This is a genomic window from Streptomyces sp. NPDC057565 (genome assembly GCF_042801455.1).
Classification (GTDB): domain Bacteria; phylum Actinomycetota; class Actinomycetes; order Streptomycetales; family Streptomycetaceae; genus Streptomyces; species Streptomyces yanii.
Genome location: NZ_JBHVFU010000062.1, coordinates 1 through 15,555, shown reverse-complemented (window position 1 = coordinate 15,555; position 15,555 = coordinate 1). Strand labels below are relative to the sequence as shown.

Genomic DNA, 15,555 nt, shown 5'->3' with positions numbered 1-15,555 from the left:
GAATTCCCGAACCGGGCGATCTGTCGCCACACTCAAATTATGGGTAGTACATACTTGACGGGCTGACTCGACGACACCGCGTAGCCGAAGTATCAGCGGGCCGGCGGGAATGTGCTGTGCGGCCATCCGCCGCGCCCTGCCCGACGCCGTGCAGGTCGCCGACCGGTGGCATCTGTGGCACAACATGTGCGAAGCCGCCCTGAGCGAGGTCAAGGCGCACAGCAACTGCTGGGCCACTGTGCTGGACACGCCGCTTTACGAGGGGCCCGAGCCCAGACCACCCTGGAACGCTGGCGCCAGGTCCGCGGCCTGCTCGACCAGGGCGTGGGCCTCCTCGAGTGCGCCCGCCGCCTGCAACTGGCCCTGAACACCGTCAAACGCTACGCCCGCGCCGACCGGCCCGAGCGCATGCTCCGCGTCCCCAATACCGCGCCAGCCTCGTCGATCCCTACCGCGAGCACCTGCGCAAACGCCGCGTCGAGGACCCCGCCGTCCCCGTCAAGCACCTCTTCGAAGAGATCAAGGCCCTCGGCTTCACCGGCTGCCTCAACCTCCTGCACAAGTACATCAACCAAGGCTGCGCGCATCAACCAAGGCCGCGCGGACGCCGCCCGCAGCCACATCTCCCCGCGCAGACTCGCCCGGATGATCCTCACCAAGCCAGCCAACCTCAAGACCGAACATCACGACGTCCTGGCCCGGCTCACCGCCGCCTGCCCCGAGATGATGCAGCTGAACGCCATTATCAGGGACTTCGCGGAACTCCTGACGCCCTGCGAAGAAAATATCGACGGCTTCTCGCGCTGGATCGACCAGGTCCGCGCAACCGATCTGCCCCATCTGCACTCCTTCACCCGGGGCCTGGACCGAGACCGCGACGTCGTGATCGCCGCGCTCACGCTTCCGTACAGCAACGGCCCCACCGAGGGCGTCAACACCAAAACCAAGCGGATCGCACGCCAGATGCGCGGACGAGCAGGCTTCACCCTTCTCCGCCACCGCATCCTCCTCGGATAGCGGCACTCTCCTTCACCACCGAATGTGAGACAGGGCCGTTAACTTTACAGAACCTCCGGAGCCGTTCCGGCTGTGGCGTAACGATCGTCGAGCGGGGCCGGGAGGCCGGTCGGGATGGACGAGGCTGCGCCGCCGGCCGGTAACTGCGCTGTCGCACCTGTCGGCTGGCGCTGGATTGTGAGCATCTGTCTTCCGGTCTTCTACTTGCCGGTGGGGGCATGGGGGGTGAGTCCGGGGGTGACCAGTCGGCTCTCGTATGCGATGGCCACGAGGTGGGCGCGGCTGGACGCGCCGAGTTTGTGCCTGATCCGGTTGATGTGCGTCTTGACTGTGAGGGGGCTGAGGCCCAGCAGCTGGGCGATGGCGTCGTTGTTGGGCTGGGTGGGGACGAGGGCAAGGACCTGGCGCTCTCGGTTGGAGAGCGATGCGAGTGCTGGAGGACTGAGGGGTGCCGAAGTCGCGTGGGTGGGGGCGGGTGAGATGACCATTCCGCCGCGGCTGACGAGGTCGAGGGCGGTGAAGAAGTGGTCGAGTTCGAGGTGCAGGCCGAGGATGCCGGTCACTCCTGCGCCCACAAGGAGGGCGAGGTCCGTCGGGGGGTTCCCGAGGAGGACGACTCGGGTCCGGGCGGCAGCCTGCCGCAGTGACTGCTGGGTCGCGACCGGTGGGACACCGGCGAGCTCGTGGGCTTCGATCAGGAGGATGTCGCTCGGTGTGGTGGCGAGGAAGGTGAGGGCCTCGGCAAAGGTGGGTGTCTGAGCCTGGAGGGTGAAGGTGGGGGATCCGTCGATGATGTGCGCGTAGGCGTCGCGTACGAGAGTGGCGCCGCCCGCGACGATTACGCGGTGCATCGCCGTCCTTCGGGCAGATGGCAGGCCCGCGGCGCCGTGGCGGCCGCGGGCCTGAGAGGCGGGGGGTGTCAGCGGTGCTCGTCCGAAGAGCCGGCGAAACTGGGCTCGCGTTCCGTGAGGGCGGGGGGTGGTGTGTGCCGGGTGAGCTTCTCGCCTTCGATGTCAACGCTGGGCAGGATGCGGTCGATCCAACCGGGCAGTGACCATGCTCGCTTGCCGAGGAGGGCGAGAACGGCGGGCACGATCGTCATGCGGACGATGAAGGCATCGAAGGCGACGGCGACCGCGAGCCCGAAGCCCAGTGCCTTGATCATGGCGTCCTGGGAGCCGACGAAGCCGGCGAACACGGAGATCATGATGAGGGCTGCGGCGGTGACGACGGTGGCGCTGTGCTTGAACCCCGACTCGATCGCCGAGCGGGCATCAGCGCCGTGGATGTGGGCCTCGCGCATACGGGTCACCAAGAACACCTGGTAGTCCATGGCCAGGCCGAAGACGATACCGACCATGAGGATGGGCATCAGACTCATGATGGGGCCGGTCTGTTCCAAGCCGACCAGATCCTTGAGCCATCCCCACTGGAAGACCGCGACGAGCGCGCCGAGGGAGGCCAGCACCGACAGCAGGAAGCCGAGGGCGGCCTTGACGGGCACGAGAATCGAGCGGAAGACCAGAATCAGCACGAGAACGGCCAGGCCGACGACGAGGGCCAGGTAGGGCGCGATCGCCGCGCTGAACTTGTCGGAGGTGTCGATGTTGAGCGCCGTCGTACCGGTCACCAGGGAGCGGGCTCCGGTGTCCGACTCGATGTCACTGGCCAGGGAACGGATGTCGTCGACGAGTTCCTTGGTCGCGTCGCTGCCCGGTGCGCTCTTGGGGATGACCGTGATGATGGCGGTGTCGGCGGCCGGGTTGAACGCGGCCGGTGTCACCGCGGCCACGGCCGGCAGGTCTGCGAGGGACTTGCCCATGTCCGCGGCGCCGCTGCGGGCGACGGCGGGATCCTGGTCGTCGACGGTCACGGTGAGGGGGCCGTTGAAGCCGGGCCCGAACGACTGCGACAGCATGTCGTAGGCCTTGCGCTGAGTGGACGAGGTGGCCTTGGAGCCGTCGTCCGGCAGTCCGAGTTCGAGTTTCGCGGCGGGCAGGGCGATCACACCCAGGGCCACCACCGCCAGGAGCAGGACCTTCGCCGGCTTGCGCAGGACGTAGGAGATCCACCGCTGCCCCAGTCCCGTCCTGTCCGGCTTGGCCGCGTCAGCCTCGGGGGCGGTCTGCTTGCGTGCCTTGCCGCGGACGCGTTCGCCGGCGAATCCCAGGAGCGCGGGAACCAGGGTGGTGGCGACGAGGACCGCGACGACGACGGCACCGGCGGCGGCCAGGCCCATCGCGGTGAGGATGGGCAGCTTCACCACAGCCAGACCGGCAAGAGCGATGACCACGGTCAGCCCGGCGAAGACGACGGCGGATCCGGCCGTGCCGTTCGCGCGGGCAGCGGCCTCCCTCGCGTCGTACCCGTCGGCGCGCTCCGAACGGTAGCGGGAGACGATGAACAGGGCATAGTCGATCCCGACGGCGATACCCAGCATCGTGGCGAGGGCTGAGGTGTTGCTGTTGAGGTCGAGCGGGCCGCTGAGCGCGGTGATGGCAGCCATGCTCACGCCGACTCCGACCAGAGCGGTGAGCAGGGGAAGGCCGGCGGCGATCAGGGAGCCGAAGGTGATAGCCAGGATGACGGCGGCCAGGGCGAAGCCGATGACCTCGGCCGCGTGGCTCTCCGCAGGGGGCGCCAGCGCGTTGCCGGAGGCCTCCACCGTCAGCCCCTGGTCACGGCCCGCCTCCAGGGCCTTCTCAAGACCTGTGTGATCGCCGTCGGTCAGGTCCGTGTCCTTGGCGGTGTAGGTGACCTGCGCGTAGGCGGTGGTGCCGTCCGTGCTGACCGCCTGCGTTGCGAAGGGATCAGTGACCTGGCCGACGCGTGAGGAGGACTCCTTGACCTCGGTCAAGGTCGCTTCGAGTGCGGCCTTGTGCTCTGCGTTGCTGATCTTCTCCCCGTCGGGGGCCCGCATGACGACGCGGGCGGTGGCACCGTCGGCGTTGGCGGACGGGAACTTCTCCCCCAGCAGGTCGAAGGCTCGCTGGGCCTCTGTGCCGGGCAGCGTGATGCTTGAGCTGGCAGGCCCTGAACTGTTGGCGGCGCCGGCGCCCACAGCGCCTAGAACGAGGGCCCACAGAAGGACGACCAGCCAGCGCCGCCGGAAGGCGAACCGGCCGATCCTGTGCAGGAAGGTAGCCATGAGGGTGCAGAACTCCGAGTCGAAGGGGGATTTTGGGCGTGCGATGCCCTGAGCCCGGCAAAAACGCGCTTGCGGGGCCGTGAGGGCATGCAGAAGTAGAGAGATGGCCGTCACGCTTCCGGGCGCGGAAAGTCGTCAGCAGAAGCGGACAGCACAGGGCCGGGGCGACACCCTGGCCGGGGCCGTGGTCCGGTGTACCGGGATTCAGGTCACGAGGTCATACGGTGGCGGGTTGTGCTGTGAGGGCGGGCAGGAGAACGGTGTCGACGATGGCCTCCATCAGCTCCTGGGTGGCCGAAGTGCCGTAAAGGATGCCGTGGGCGACCAACGGGCCGAGCAGAATCTGGTCCGCCAGACCGATCACCGGGTTGCCCGCAGCGATCTCCCCTCTGTCCACCGCACGCTCGAGCAGCCGGGCCAGATCGCGCACGGCCGGATATACGAGGATCTCGCGGACGACCTCCATGAGGCCCTCGTCCTGCACGATGGCGGGAGGGATCGACGCAAACGTGTCCTTGTCCGGGTCCTCGGCCACCAGCTGCCGCACGACACCCATCAGGTCACCGCGCAGACTGCCCGTATCGATCTGCGACAGGCCGCGCTCGTGCTCACTCCAGGCCTTCCACGCCGAGATCACGAGCCGGGGCTTGCTCTCCCACTGCCGGTAGAGCGTGGCCGTGCTGCACTTGGCCCGCTGCGCGACCGCCGCCATGGTCACCTGGTCGTATCCGACCTCACCGACCAACTCCGCCGTCACCCGCAGCAGCTCCCGCTCCCGCTCAGGGGTGAGTTTGCGACGGCGCGATGCCACCGGTGCCTCGGCCATGACTGCTCCTGATCCGGCGTCCGTTGCTGACACCAGAACTGTAGCCACCTCACCTATCGAAAATCAAGTTTTCGAAAACTGCATTTTCGATAGATGAGGTGGCCACCCGCACGCTTCCAGGACCGAGCCCACCGGCGGTCCTCAGCTCGACACGCTGAACCTGACAGAGAACTCGACACGCTGAACCTGACAGAGAAGTCGTCGCTGACCGCTTCGCGCAGCGCGTCCAGGGAGAGGACCTGGGAGGCGGGCACTCTCTACTGGAGCACCCCGCGGACCGCCGTCGCCAACGGTCTCTGCTCCGCCCTCTGGTTCTGTTCACGAGTTGGCGAGAAACGACAGCACCCCCGCCCAAGGCATCCGACGCACACCCGACGGCGCTGCGCAGCGGGTAGTGCTCGGTCGAGGGACGTCTGGCCGTGCAGCGGATCACGCTGCCGGAGCGGCAGGGTGGGATGGACTTTCCCGGCACGCTCAGGCTGCCCGAGCCGCTTCCGCTGTTGCGCGACGAGCACCGGGTGCCCCCGCCGCCCTCGTAGGACTGCCCTGGGCGATCATGGCCGTATGAGTAGTGGGGACGAGGAAAGCACGGCACGGTTGCGGCGGGCGGGGCTGGAGATCATCGAGGGCCGCGGCGACACGGGAGAGCTCCCGCCCCCGGAGGCTGCGTGGCGTCCGCTGCGGGCCTACGGCTCCAAGCCTGCGGCCGTTGTGTACGACCACCGCCCGGATGCCACGGCCAAGCTCGACGCGGAGTGGCACCGGCTCGCGGTCGAGCACGCAGTGGTCGACGGGGAAGGAAGGTTCCTCCTCGCGGTGGACGGGCGCTGGCTGCCCGTGCGTCTCACCGAGGGGTGGCACCTGTCCGGTGCTTCGAGCGACGCCGACGGGCCGGCCGAGTTCCTCACGCTCTCACTCGACGGGGAGCGCGTGCTCGGGGTGACGCACCACACCTTCGAGCTGCGGCTGGTCCTGTGCCGGGGCCTCACGGCGTGGTACGAGCGGGAGGCACGAAAGGCGCGGCTGGAGGGCCTGACGGACAATCCGTCGGCGTCCGCGGACGTGCTGGAGCGGTTGCTGACACTGGACGGGGTGGGGCACCTGATGTTCTACAGCCGTCATCTCCGCCCTGACGTGGTGGACACCTGGACGGTTTCCCACCCAGAGCCGTGGGTACGTCTGCGGGCCACGCAGGCCGCCTCGGTCGCCCAGTGGGAGCGCATGCTGGACGCGGCGGACCGGGAACAGCGCCTGCTCATCGCCGAGGAGGCCGCGGACCACGACACGCCGCTGTCCGACGCCCTCTTCGGCCGCCTCGCCGCCGATCCGGACCCCGTCGTGCGGAGCCGGATCGCCCGCCACCCGAGTCTGCCGGGCCGGCTGCGCGTGCAGTTGGCCGCGGATCCCGACGCCTGGGTGCGGGAGGCCGCCTGTGCCCGTGTCTGGCCGCTTCTCGACGCGTCCGCGCGGGCCCGGCTTCTCGAGGACGACGACCAGGACGTGCGCGGCGAGGCGCTCGTGTGCCACCACCGGGAACATCCGATGGGGCAGGACGTCTTCGACATCCTCGACCACGACCGGCGGCACGCCGCGGCGATGTTCTGCGTCCTCGACCGGGAGCTCGCCGAGGACCTCGTGGCCGACGTCCGGTGGCGCGACAGTGTCACGTACAACGAGCATCTCCACCCGGACTTGGTCGCCGTCCTGGGGGAGGACCCCGACGACACGGTCCGTCTCACCGTGTCCGTGCGCCCGGAACTCACCGAGGAGGAGCGGTCCCGTATCCGAGTGGATGTCGACCCCGACGTTCCCCAGACCGAGCCGTGGTGGTTCCGCGACCGCCAGTGTGACGCCGAGGAGGTGCGGCGCTGGGCGGCGTCTGGCCATCTCCTGCTCAGGGTGGGCGCCGCGCGCTGCCCGGACCTTCCCCCGGACGTCGTCGAACTCCTCGCCCGGGATCCGGCATACGCCGTGCGCCTGGCACTCGCCGAGTCCTGCCCTCAGACGCCACCGGAGACGCTCCTGGACGTCTGGCAGCGTTGGACGCGCCCGTCGGCACCCAACCGCCCAGGCCCCCGCGAGCACCCCCGCTTCCCGCGCGCGGGAATGCTGCGCTACGCCGCCGACCCGCACCCGCGGATGCGGCAACTCGCCCTCGACGACCCGGACTCCACCGCCGAACTCCTCGAGCGCCTGAGCCGCGACCCCTCCCCCGAGGTTCGTCGGGCGGCGCTCCAGGACCCGCGGCTCGCGCCCGCCTCCGTCCTCCGGCTGGCTGCCGACCCCGACGGTCAGGTCCGGGAGGCCGCCCTGCGCGACCCTCGACTGCCGCAGGATGACCTGTTGCGGCTGCTGGCCTCCCTCGACCCGGACATCGCACGCGCCACGGCCGCAAACCCCGCCCTTCCGGTAGCCGTGATGCATGACTTGCTCGAAGCGGCTGTCTTCTAGAACGGGTCCCCCGCGGCTTCGCAGCGCAGGGTAGTGCCGCTGGATGCTGATCGGAAAATCGAGGTTCGGGAGGGCAGGCGGCAGCATCCGGGCCGCTTGCGGGCCGGATGTCGAGGCGAGCCTGGTCAGGCGGATACGGGTTCGAGGGTGACCTGGTGACCGAGGGCCTGGAGCTGGCGGACGAGGTCGCGGGTCTTGCGGGCGGGATTGAGATGGCGTTGATGCCAGTCGGCGCCGAGTTCCTGGTAGAAGGCGTCCGGGTCGTTGATCAGGTGCCAGGTGATGACGAGTATCGATCGTGCGACGGCGACCAGGGCTTTGGCGTGGCCGCGGCGTTTGACGATGCGGCGGTAGCGGGCGCCGAGGAAGGTGTCGGTGCGGGCGGCGGCGTTCGCGGCCTCGCCGAGGCCGCCCTTGAGCCAGGGGTTGCCCTGCCCGGCCGGGCCTGTGGTGTTCTTCGCGCCGGACTGGATCGTGCGGGGGCATAACTTGGCCCAGGACACCAGGTGTTCGGGGGTGGGGAAGCGGCTCATGTCCGCGCCGATCTAGGCGAGGATGATCTGTGCGGTGGCCGGGCCGATCCCGGGGACGGCGTCCAGTTTCTCGGCCAGGACGCGGGCGTTCACGCCGCCGGCGGACCGTCCCGCTCCCGCGTCGCGCGGGGTGGTGACCTCCTCCAGCGTGTGGGCGATGAGCCGGTCGAGTTCCTGGATCTGTGCGGTGAGATGGTCGACGGTGGCCAGCAGCACCCGCAGCAGCCGGGCGTGGTGTTCCTCGAACTGGCCGGTCAGGGCCTCTATGAGGGCGGCCTTCTTCTTGACCAGGCTGCCCTTGGCCAGGTCGGCGAGGGTGCTGGGGTTGCGTTCACCGGCGACCATCGCGTCGAGCATGGCCCGCCCGGACATGCCGAACAGGTCCGAGACGGCACCGGACAGTTTGATCTGCGCGTCCTGCAGAACCTTGTCGACGCGGTGCTTGTGGCGGGTGCGTTCCTGGACGAACACGGTGCGGGTGCGGGTGAAGTCCCGCAGCTGCCTGACGGCCTTGGGCGGGACGAACGAGGCCCGGACCATGCCGCGTTCGGCGAGCTTGGCCAGCCAGACCGCGTCCAGTTTGTCGGTCTTGGGGCGCCCGGGGACGTTCTTCACGTCGCGTGCATTGACGAGCCAGCAGTCCAGGCCGCGGGCTTCGAGCAGGTAGAAGAACGGGCGCCAGTACGATCCCGTCGCTTCCATGACGACCCGCTCGACGCCCTGGCAGACCAGCTTGTCGCCGAGCTCCAGGATGGCGTTCGTGGTCGAGGCGACCGTCCAGACCTTCTGGATGCGCCGGCCCTCGAGGGTGTCGTGCGGGACGCGCAGGCAGACCATTCCGGATGCCTTGGCGATGTCGATCGCCGCGACCCTGGCGACTGTTCCGTCGTCGTGGTCTTCTCTCAATTCCTCCATGAAGTGCCCCTTGTTGTCTGGTTCGGGCAGGGGCTGCCCGGGGAGCCTGAGGGGTGACGGAGAAGCTGATCGGCGTGCTCAAGGCGACAGTGTGCGGCCCCTCGGACGGCTCCCTCACCAGACTCCTATGCGGGCTCACAGCCCAAACATCAAGCGGCGTCGGCGGACAGCCCCTGTACCGATTTTCACGCCCGCGGGGCGTCACCGCAGGTGAACGGTCGACTCCTATAGAGTCACGAATGCCCGTCCGGTCGCGTGTCAGTGGCTTCTCCGAGTGGATCGACGGATCCAGCGCAAGACAGTCCGACGACGTCCGTCTGCCCATGAGTCAGACCCCTCGGAGAAGCCACTGACATCCTCACTGTCTGCCCAGCTATTCCACGGTTCGGTTCCGGACGGGCCCTGGCGGGCGGGGCGGGCAGGAGCTGTCAGGCCGGCCGGGCCGGGTGGACCACGGCCACTTCCCCGCCTCCCGGCGGCGAAGCACCTCCTCAACCTCCTGGCGGCGGCGCTCCTTCTGGGCTGCGCGCTCCAGGCTCTGCGCCGTTACCGGCATCGCACGTCAAGGGTGGGGACGGGTCATACGGACACGGACCCGTGACTGCACCTACGGTTTCATCAACCGCCTCTCCAACCGGTCAGTCCACTCAAATTCGCGCGGCATCGTGTCGCACGGTCCCCGTCCGGCGGCTGCACCGAAACCGTCCCGGCCGGGACCCGGTAGGCCTGCAGGCTCGAAGAACAAGCACCGGGCCAGGCACTACGGGGTCGGCAAGACGGTCAAACGCGCCGAGTCGATCAAGGCAAACCAAGCCCGCCCACGTTACTGACTTCTGCTTGTCAGGGTGAGGCCGGGTTGCCGAGGGTGAGGCCGGTGCCGGCTATGAAACCGTCGAGGGTTTCGAGCCGGTACTGGAGTCGTTTGAGCCGGTTGCGGACGAGGACCTCCAAGCGATCCAGGGCGACGACAGCGAGGTTGTCCAGGCTGCGCTTGACGTGGGCCCACACGCCCTCGACCGGGTTCAGGTCGGGCGAGTAGGCGGGCAGCAGGAACACCGTCAGCCATTCCCGTGCGTCGATCAACTCGCGCATCGTGCGGGAGACATGGGTGTTGAGCCGGTCCCGGACCAACACGATCGGTGCCTTGATGACCTGGTGGGTGCCGTCGAGCAGAGCGATGAAGTCACGCTCGCTCGTGCTGCGGCGCTTGCCCTTGCCCCCCCCGGGTGGGCGATCAGCCGATGGCACAACCGGGTCCGTGAGCCGGGCCGCATCGCCATCAGCCCGACCACCGACAGCCGCCCCGAGCAGCGGGCTCACCGTCACGACCGGGAGTGTCCGCGTCGTCCCCAGGTCCGGCCTCGGGGCGGTCGGCGGGTGAAGCCTGCTTCGTCCTCGAAGCAGATGTAGCCCCCGCAGGCCGCCCGGGCCCTTTTACCTCCGCCCAGGTCGCCTCCTTCCACACCTTCACCGCCTCCTCGTCGCGCTCGGCGACCCGCCGCACGGGGACCTGTGGGGAGAACCCGAGCCGGTGCATCAGCCGGGTGGCGCCCGAGACGCTGTAGGAAACGTGGAACTTCCGGCCGATCAGCGTGGCCACCCGCGCAGCGGTCCACACCTGGTCCTCCACCCAGCCGTGCGCATTCGGCCCCTCCTCCAGATACGCGGCGAGCTTCTCCAGGCAGCGCGGCGACAGACGGCACCGCGATCCGCCCGGCCCGCGCGAGACCAGGGCCTCGATCCCGCCGTCCCGCCACAACTGGTGCCACCGGTAGGCCGACTTCCGGCTCACCCGGAGGCGCTGCGCGACCTCCAGCGGCTTGATCTTCTGCTCGAACAACTCGGCCGCCTGCCGCCGTACGGCCTCCCGACGCTGCCGCCCCTCAGCGGTCAGTCCGCCCCCATCCGCATATCTCACACAACACGAGATACAGCCCGCACCCCAGGCCCATCAGGCACATCGACAAAGTTCACCCTGACGAGCCGAAGTCAGTAAACGCCGGGCTTAAAGGAGACCTCGTACTTGGCGGATCGCCGCCATGTCGATTCCCGCCATCCGCATCCCCTGGTCGCCGTCGCGGCGCAGTGGAAGAGTCCCGGTGCGCTGCCCGACGTGAGGCAAACACCATTCGGCCGAAAGGGCCCGATCAAGGCCTCAAGCTCCCCTTGATCACGGACACCATTCAGTACCGAAGCACGCCGGAACGCGGAAGCAACTCGCAACTACAGAAGTACGACTGAGTCGAGATCAGCCTGCTTGAGAATTCACGATTTTGGTTTGCATGTACCCCGAGGAGAGCTGTACGTGTCTCATCCCCCCTCCGTGCGACCATTCCGCCGCAGGTCGCGTCCGGTCGCGTTGACCATAATGGTCGGACGTGTCTGCACGCTGATCGTGGCGCTCGCCGTCGCCGCACTCACGGTGATCACTGTGCCGGCCGCGACCTCCGCCGCCGCTGCCTCCGCCGAGAATCCTGTTCCGACCACAAAAGCCGCAGACGCCAACTCGCCTGGCCAGCACCCTACTAATCAGGTGTGCGCCACGCCGTCAAGGGCCGGCGAGATGTCCTGTCTCGCCATGGTCCGCACCGATATCGTCGCAGCGAAGGGTCTCCAGGCTGATGCCGCTCCCACCGGTTTCGGCCCCGTCGACCTGCAGAGTGCGTACAACCTGCCCTCTGGCGGATCCACTGAGACGGTCGCGATCGTGGATGCCTTCGACAACCCGAACGCCGAGGCGGACCTGGCCGTCTACCGTCAGCAGTACGGGCTACCGCCGTGCACCACGACCAACGGCTGCTTCAAGAAGATCGACCAGCGCGGCGGCACGAACTATCCGCCACCGGACGCCGGGTGGGCCGCGGAAATCGCACTCGATGTCGACATGGTCAGCGCGATATGCCCGACCTGCAAGATCCTGCTCGTCGAGGCCGACGACAGCAACGTGGACAACCTCGGTACGGCCGTGAACCAAGCGGTGGCCCAGGGCGCCAAGTTCGTCTCCAACAGCTACGGCGGCCGCGAAGGTTCCGACCAAACCCAGGCCGACGATGCCTACTTCAACCATCCCGGTGTCGCGATCACCGTCAGCAGCGGTGACTTCGGTTACGGCGTCTCGTACCCGTCCTCGTCACCGCATGTGACGGCGGTCGGTGGCACCTCGCTGGTCAAGAACGCCTCCACCAGCCGCGGTTGGACCGAGGCGGCGTGGAGTGGTGCGGGCAGTGGCTGCTCGAATTATGCGTCCAAGCCGTCGTTCCAGAAGGACACCGGCTGCGCGCATCGTGCGGTCGCCGATGTGTCCGCGGTGGCGGACCCTAACACCGGTGTCGCGGTCTACCACGGTGGCTGGCAGGTCTTCGGCGGCACCAGCGCGTCCGCCCCGATCATCGCCTCGGCCTACGCGCTGGCCGGGACACCGGCGACGGGTTCGGCCCCGAACTCCTACCCGTATGCCCAGCCGTCCGCGCTCAACGATGTGACGTCCGGAAGAAACGGCAGCTGCTCGCCTGCCGGCTACCTGTGCGCTGCGGGGCCGGGTTATGACGGGCCCACCGGCCTAGGCACCCCGAACGGGCTCGCCGGGTTCCGTTCCGGGCCGAACGGCACTGTCACGGGCACCGTCACCGACGGCACGGCTCCACTGGCGGCGGCCAAGGTCACCGTTGGTGACATCACGGCAATGACGGACGGGCAGGGGCACTTCACCCTGACCGTGCCACCGGGAACGTATGACGTCAGCGCGAGCAAGTTCGGGTACGCCGGCAAGACCGTGCCGGGTGTCGCGATCGCTGACGGGAAGACGGTGACCAAAGACTTCGCGCTGACCGCGAAGCCGCGTGTCAACGTCACCGGCACGGTCCATGACGGTTCTGGCCAGGGCTGGCCGCTGTATGCGACCGTACGGGTCAAGGATGAGCCGACGGCGGTCGCCTACACCGACCCCAAGACGGGGAAGTACACCCTGAGCCTGCCCGCCGGGAACACCTACACTCTGCAGGCCAACCCGTTGTATCCGGGTTACAAGCAGGACTCTCAGGATGTTCAGGTGGGTTCGGCGGATCTGACGCATGACGTCCATGCATCGGTCGACCCGATGACCTGCAGCGCGGCCGGATACGGCTACCGCTACGCCGGTACCAGCGAGTCGTTCAACGGCGGCACCACGCCGTCGGGCTGGACCGTCGATGACAAGGTGGGCAACGGCCAGACCTGGGTGTTCAACGATCCCCGCAGGCGCGGCAACAAGACCGGCGGATCCGGCGGCTTCGCCATCGTCGACAGCAGCGACTACGGTTACGGAAACACCCAGGACACGTCGCTGATCAGCCCGGTTATGGACTTCAGTCAGCGAACTCACCCTTCCCTGATCTTCCGCACCGACTACTACGGCTTCTCGTTCGGCCAGACCGGGGACGTCGATCTCAGCGTCGACGGCGGCCAGACGTGGACCAACGCCTGGCACCACACCAAGGACAGCACCCGGGGGCCGCGGACCGAGGTAGTAGACCTGCGCCAGGCTGCCGGCAAGGCCAACGTCCAGGTACGGTTCCACCTCACCGCCAAGTGGGGGTGGTGGTGGCAGGTTGACGACGTCTTCATCGGCGACCGCACCTGTGACCCGGTGGACGGCAGCCTGGTCGTCGGCCGGGTGACCGACAAGAACACCGGCGCCGGGCTCAACGGCGCCTCGGTGACCTCGGCTGACAAGCCCGCGGAGAAGACGACCTCGGCGGCGACGCCGAACGACCCGAAGCTGGGCGACGGCTTCTACTGGATGTTCTCCTCGCTCACCGGGGAGCACAAGTTCTCCGCCACGGTGGGGAACTACTACGTCGCACAGGACATCACCGTCAACGTGGCCCCGAACCGCGCAACTGACGGCACGTTTGCCCTGCCCGCACCCCGGATCGCGGTCGGCCCGGCCAATCTCAGCAAGACGGTCGCCTGGAAGGGCCAGGGCAGCTCCACCCTGACCTTGAAGAACACCGGAACAGCCCCGGTGACCGCCAAGATCGATGAGCTTCCGGGCGTCTACCAGCCCGCGGCGCAGCAGGGCGCTCCGCTGCAGGAGGTGAAGGGAAACTACAGCCCCCTGCGGTTCCGGCCCGGCAAGACCACACAGACGGCGACCGCCAAGCCCTCGGCGACGTCGTACGAGGCACCGTGGACGACGGTGCCCGACTACCCCGTCCCGATCATGGACAACGCCGTGGCGACCATCGACGGCAAAGTCTACTCAATCGCCGGAGCCGACGGCACGCATATCCTCAGCAAGGCATACGTCTACTACCCAGGTGCCGAGGGGTGGAGTGCCCTGCCGAACCTGAGCGTCGCCCGGGAAGCGCCCCAGGCGGCCGCCTACGGCGGCAAGCTCTACGTCTTCGGCGGCTGGGGCGCGAACGGGAATCCAGTGGCCAAGACCGAGATTTACGACCCGCTCACCGGCGCCTGGTCCACCGGCGCCGACAACCCGAAGCCGTATGCCGGCGCAGCCGTGACCGTGCTGGGCAGCAAGATCTACATCATCGGCGGCTGCGCGTCCACCTGTGGCACGACGGACGTGCAGGTGTACGACCCGGCCACGAACTCCTGGAGTTCGAGCAAGGCCTACCCGGAGTCGATTTCCTGGCTCGGCTGCGGCGCCATCGCGAACAAGCTGTACTGCGCGGGCGGGTTGTCGGGAAGTACCACCACCGAGCACGCCTACAGCTACGACCGGGCGTCCGACAGCTGGACTCCCATCGCCGACCTGCCGACCGACCTGTGGGGAATGGGCTACTCAGCGGCAAACGGGAAGCTCCTCGTATCCGGCGGCGTGACCAACGGTTCCAGGACGCTCACCAACAAGGGCTCCGCCTACGACCCGGGTTCCAACACCTGGACCGCACTGCCCAACTCCAGCCGCACTTTCTACCGTGGTGGCTCCGCCTGCGGCTTCTATAAGATCGGAGGTACTACCGGAAGCTTTGTCGCCTTTACAACCTCGGAGCTGCTGCCCGGCTTCGACCAGTGCGCTGACACCACCGATGTCCCCTGGCTGTCGGAGGACAAGACCGACGTGACGCTTCAGCCGGGCGAGAGCGTTGACGTCACCGTGAGCTTCGACGCGAACCTCGCCGAGATCACCCAGCCCGGCACGTTCACCGCGCAGCTCATAATCAGCGCAAAGACCCCGTACGGGATCGCGCCGGTGCCGGTGACGTTTGTAGTGAACCCGCCCAAGACCTGGGGGAAGATCACCGGGACGGTCACCGGAACCGACTGCACCGGCACGCCGACGCCACTTGCCGGAGCAACCGTGCAGATCACCTCGAAGAAGACGGCGAGCTACACGCTGAAGACCGACCAGAACGGTCACTACTCGCTCTGGCTCGACGTCAGAAGCAACCCACTAACGGTGACCGCGTCCAAGGACAGCTGGGCGTCGCAGACCGCATCGGCCGAGGTTGAGCCGCGCGAGGCGACCACGGCTGACTTCTCTCTCAAACCCGACCCCACCTGCGCCTGATCTAACGCTCGCGCGGGCCGGGGCCCGCACTGGCAGCTGACGGCCCCGCCACCGATCCGCTTGGGTTCTAATCAACGTCGCAACACCCGACAGCCGGGTAGGCGATGAAGAACAGCAGCAGTACCGCCGGGGGGCGCCCGAACGGTAGAAGGGT

General features: G+C 68.0%; 8 protein-coding genes and 2 pseudogenes. 3 read left to right on the top strand and 7 right to left on the bottom strand.

The features are described from left to right. Nucleotides 1-121 precede the first annotated feature (121 nt). Nucleotides 122-1,017, top strand: a pseudogene (locus tag ACFU8W_RS43915) (transposase); the annotation flags it as partial. 200 nt (nt 1,018-1,217) lie between these two features. Here ACFU8W_RS43915 and ACFU8W_RS43910 read toward each other — a convergent pair. The 3 genes from ACFU8W_RS43910 to ACFU8W_RS43900 all read right to left on the bottom strand — a co-directional run bounded on the left by ACFU8W_RS43910 (nt 1,218) and on the right by ACFU8W_RS43900 (nt 4,991). Further along, the gene (locus ACFU8W_RS43910; protein WP_384050349.1) at nt 1,218-1,868 is read right to left on the bottom strand and encodes a response regulator transcription factor; all 651 of its coding nucleotides are present in this window, start codon (nt 1,866-1,868) and stop codon (nt 1,218-1,220) included. Nucleotides 1,869-1,936: 68 nt separating this feature from the next. Continuing rightward, the gene (locus tag ACFU8W_RS43905) at nt 1,937-4,165 is read right to left on the bottom strand and encodes an MMPL family transporter (RefSeq protein WP_384050346.1); all 2,229 of its coding nucleotides are present in this window, start codon (nt 4,163-4,165) and stop codon (nt 1,937-1,939) included. A 217-nt stretch (nt 4,166-4,382) separates the two neighbouring features. Then, complete coding sequence (locus tag ACFU8W_RS43900; protein WP_384050343.1) at nt 4,383-4,991, bottom strand: TetR/AcrR family transcriptional regulator; 609 nt, start codon at nt 4,989-4,991, stop codon at nt 4,383-4,385. 564 nt (nt 4,992-5,555) lie between these two features. Between ACFU8W_RS43900 and ACFU8W_RS43895 the strand changes: the two genes are divergently transcribed. Next, on the top strand, nt 5,556-7,442 hold the full coding sequence (locus ACFU8W_RS43895) for a PE-PGRS family protein (RefSeq protein WP_384050341.1): 1,887 nt from the start codon (nt 5,556-5,558) through the stop codon (nt 7,440-7,442). 125 nt (nt 7,443-7,567) lie between these two features. Here ACFU8W_RS43895 and ACFU8W_RS43890 read toward each other — a convergent pair whose 3' ends face one another. The 4 genes and pseudogenes from ACFU8W_RS43890 to ACFU8W_RS43875 form a co-directional block, all read right to left on the bottom strand. After that, nucleotides 7,568-7,975, bottom strand: a complete 408-nt coding sequence (locus ACFU8W_RS43890; protein ID WP_384050338.1) for a transposase — start codon at nt 7,973-7,975, stop codon at nt 7,568-7,570. A 12-nt stretch (nt 7,976-7,987) separates the two neighbouring features. After that, nucleotides 7,988-8,890 carry an IS110 family transposase gene (locus ACFU8W_RS43885; RefSeq protein WP_384050335.1) on the bottom strand — a complete coding sequence of 301 codons (903 nt, stop codon included), beginning with the start codon at nt 8,888-8,890 and terminating at the stop codon, nt 7,988-7,990. Between the two features lie 840 nt (nt 8,891-9,730). Further along, nucleotides 9,731-10,170 (bottom strand): annotated as a pseudogene (locus ACFU8W_RS43880) (transposase). Continuing rightward, on the bottom strand, nt 10,170-10,784 hold the full coding sequence (locus tag ACFU8W_RS43875) for a winged helix-turn-helix domain-containing protein (RefSeq protein WP_384050400.1): 615 nt from the start codon (nt 10,782-10,784) through the stop codon (nt 10,170-10,172). The pseudogene ACFU8W_RS43880 and the gene ACFU8W_RS43875 overlap by 1 nt, the downstream one beginning before the upstream one ends. Before the next feature lie 474 nt (nt 10,785-11,258). Here ACFU8W_RS43875 and ACFU8W_RS43870 point away from each other — a divergent pair, with 474 nt between their 5' ends. Next, on the top strand, nt 11,259-15,401 hold the full coding sequence (locus tag ACFU8W_RS43870) for a carboxypeptidase regulatory-like domain-containing protein (RefSeq protein ID WP_384050397.1): 4,143 nt from the start codon (nt 11,259-11,261) through the stop codon (nt 15,399-15,401). Nucleotides 15,402-15,555: the final 154 nt, after the last annotated feature.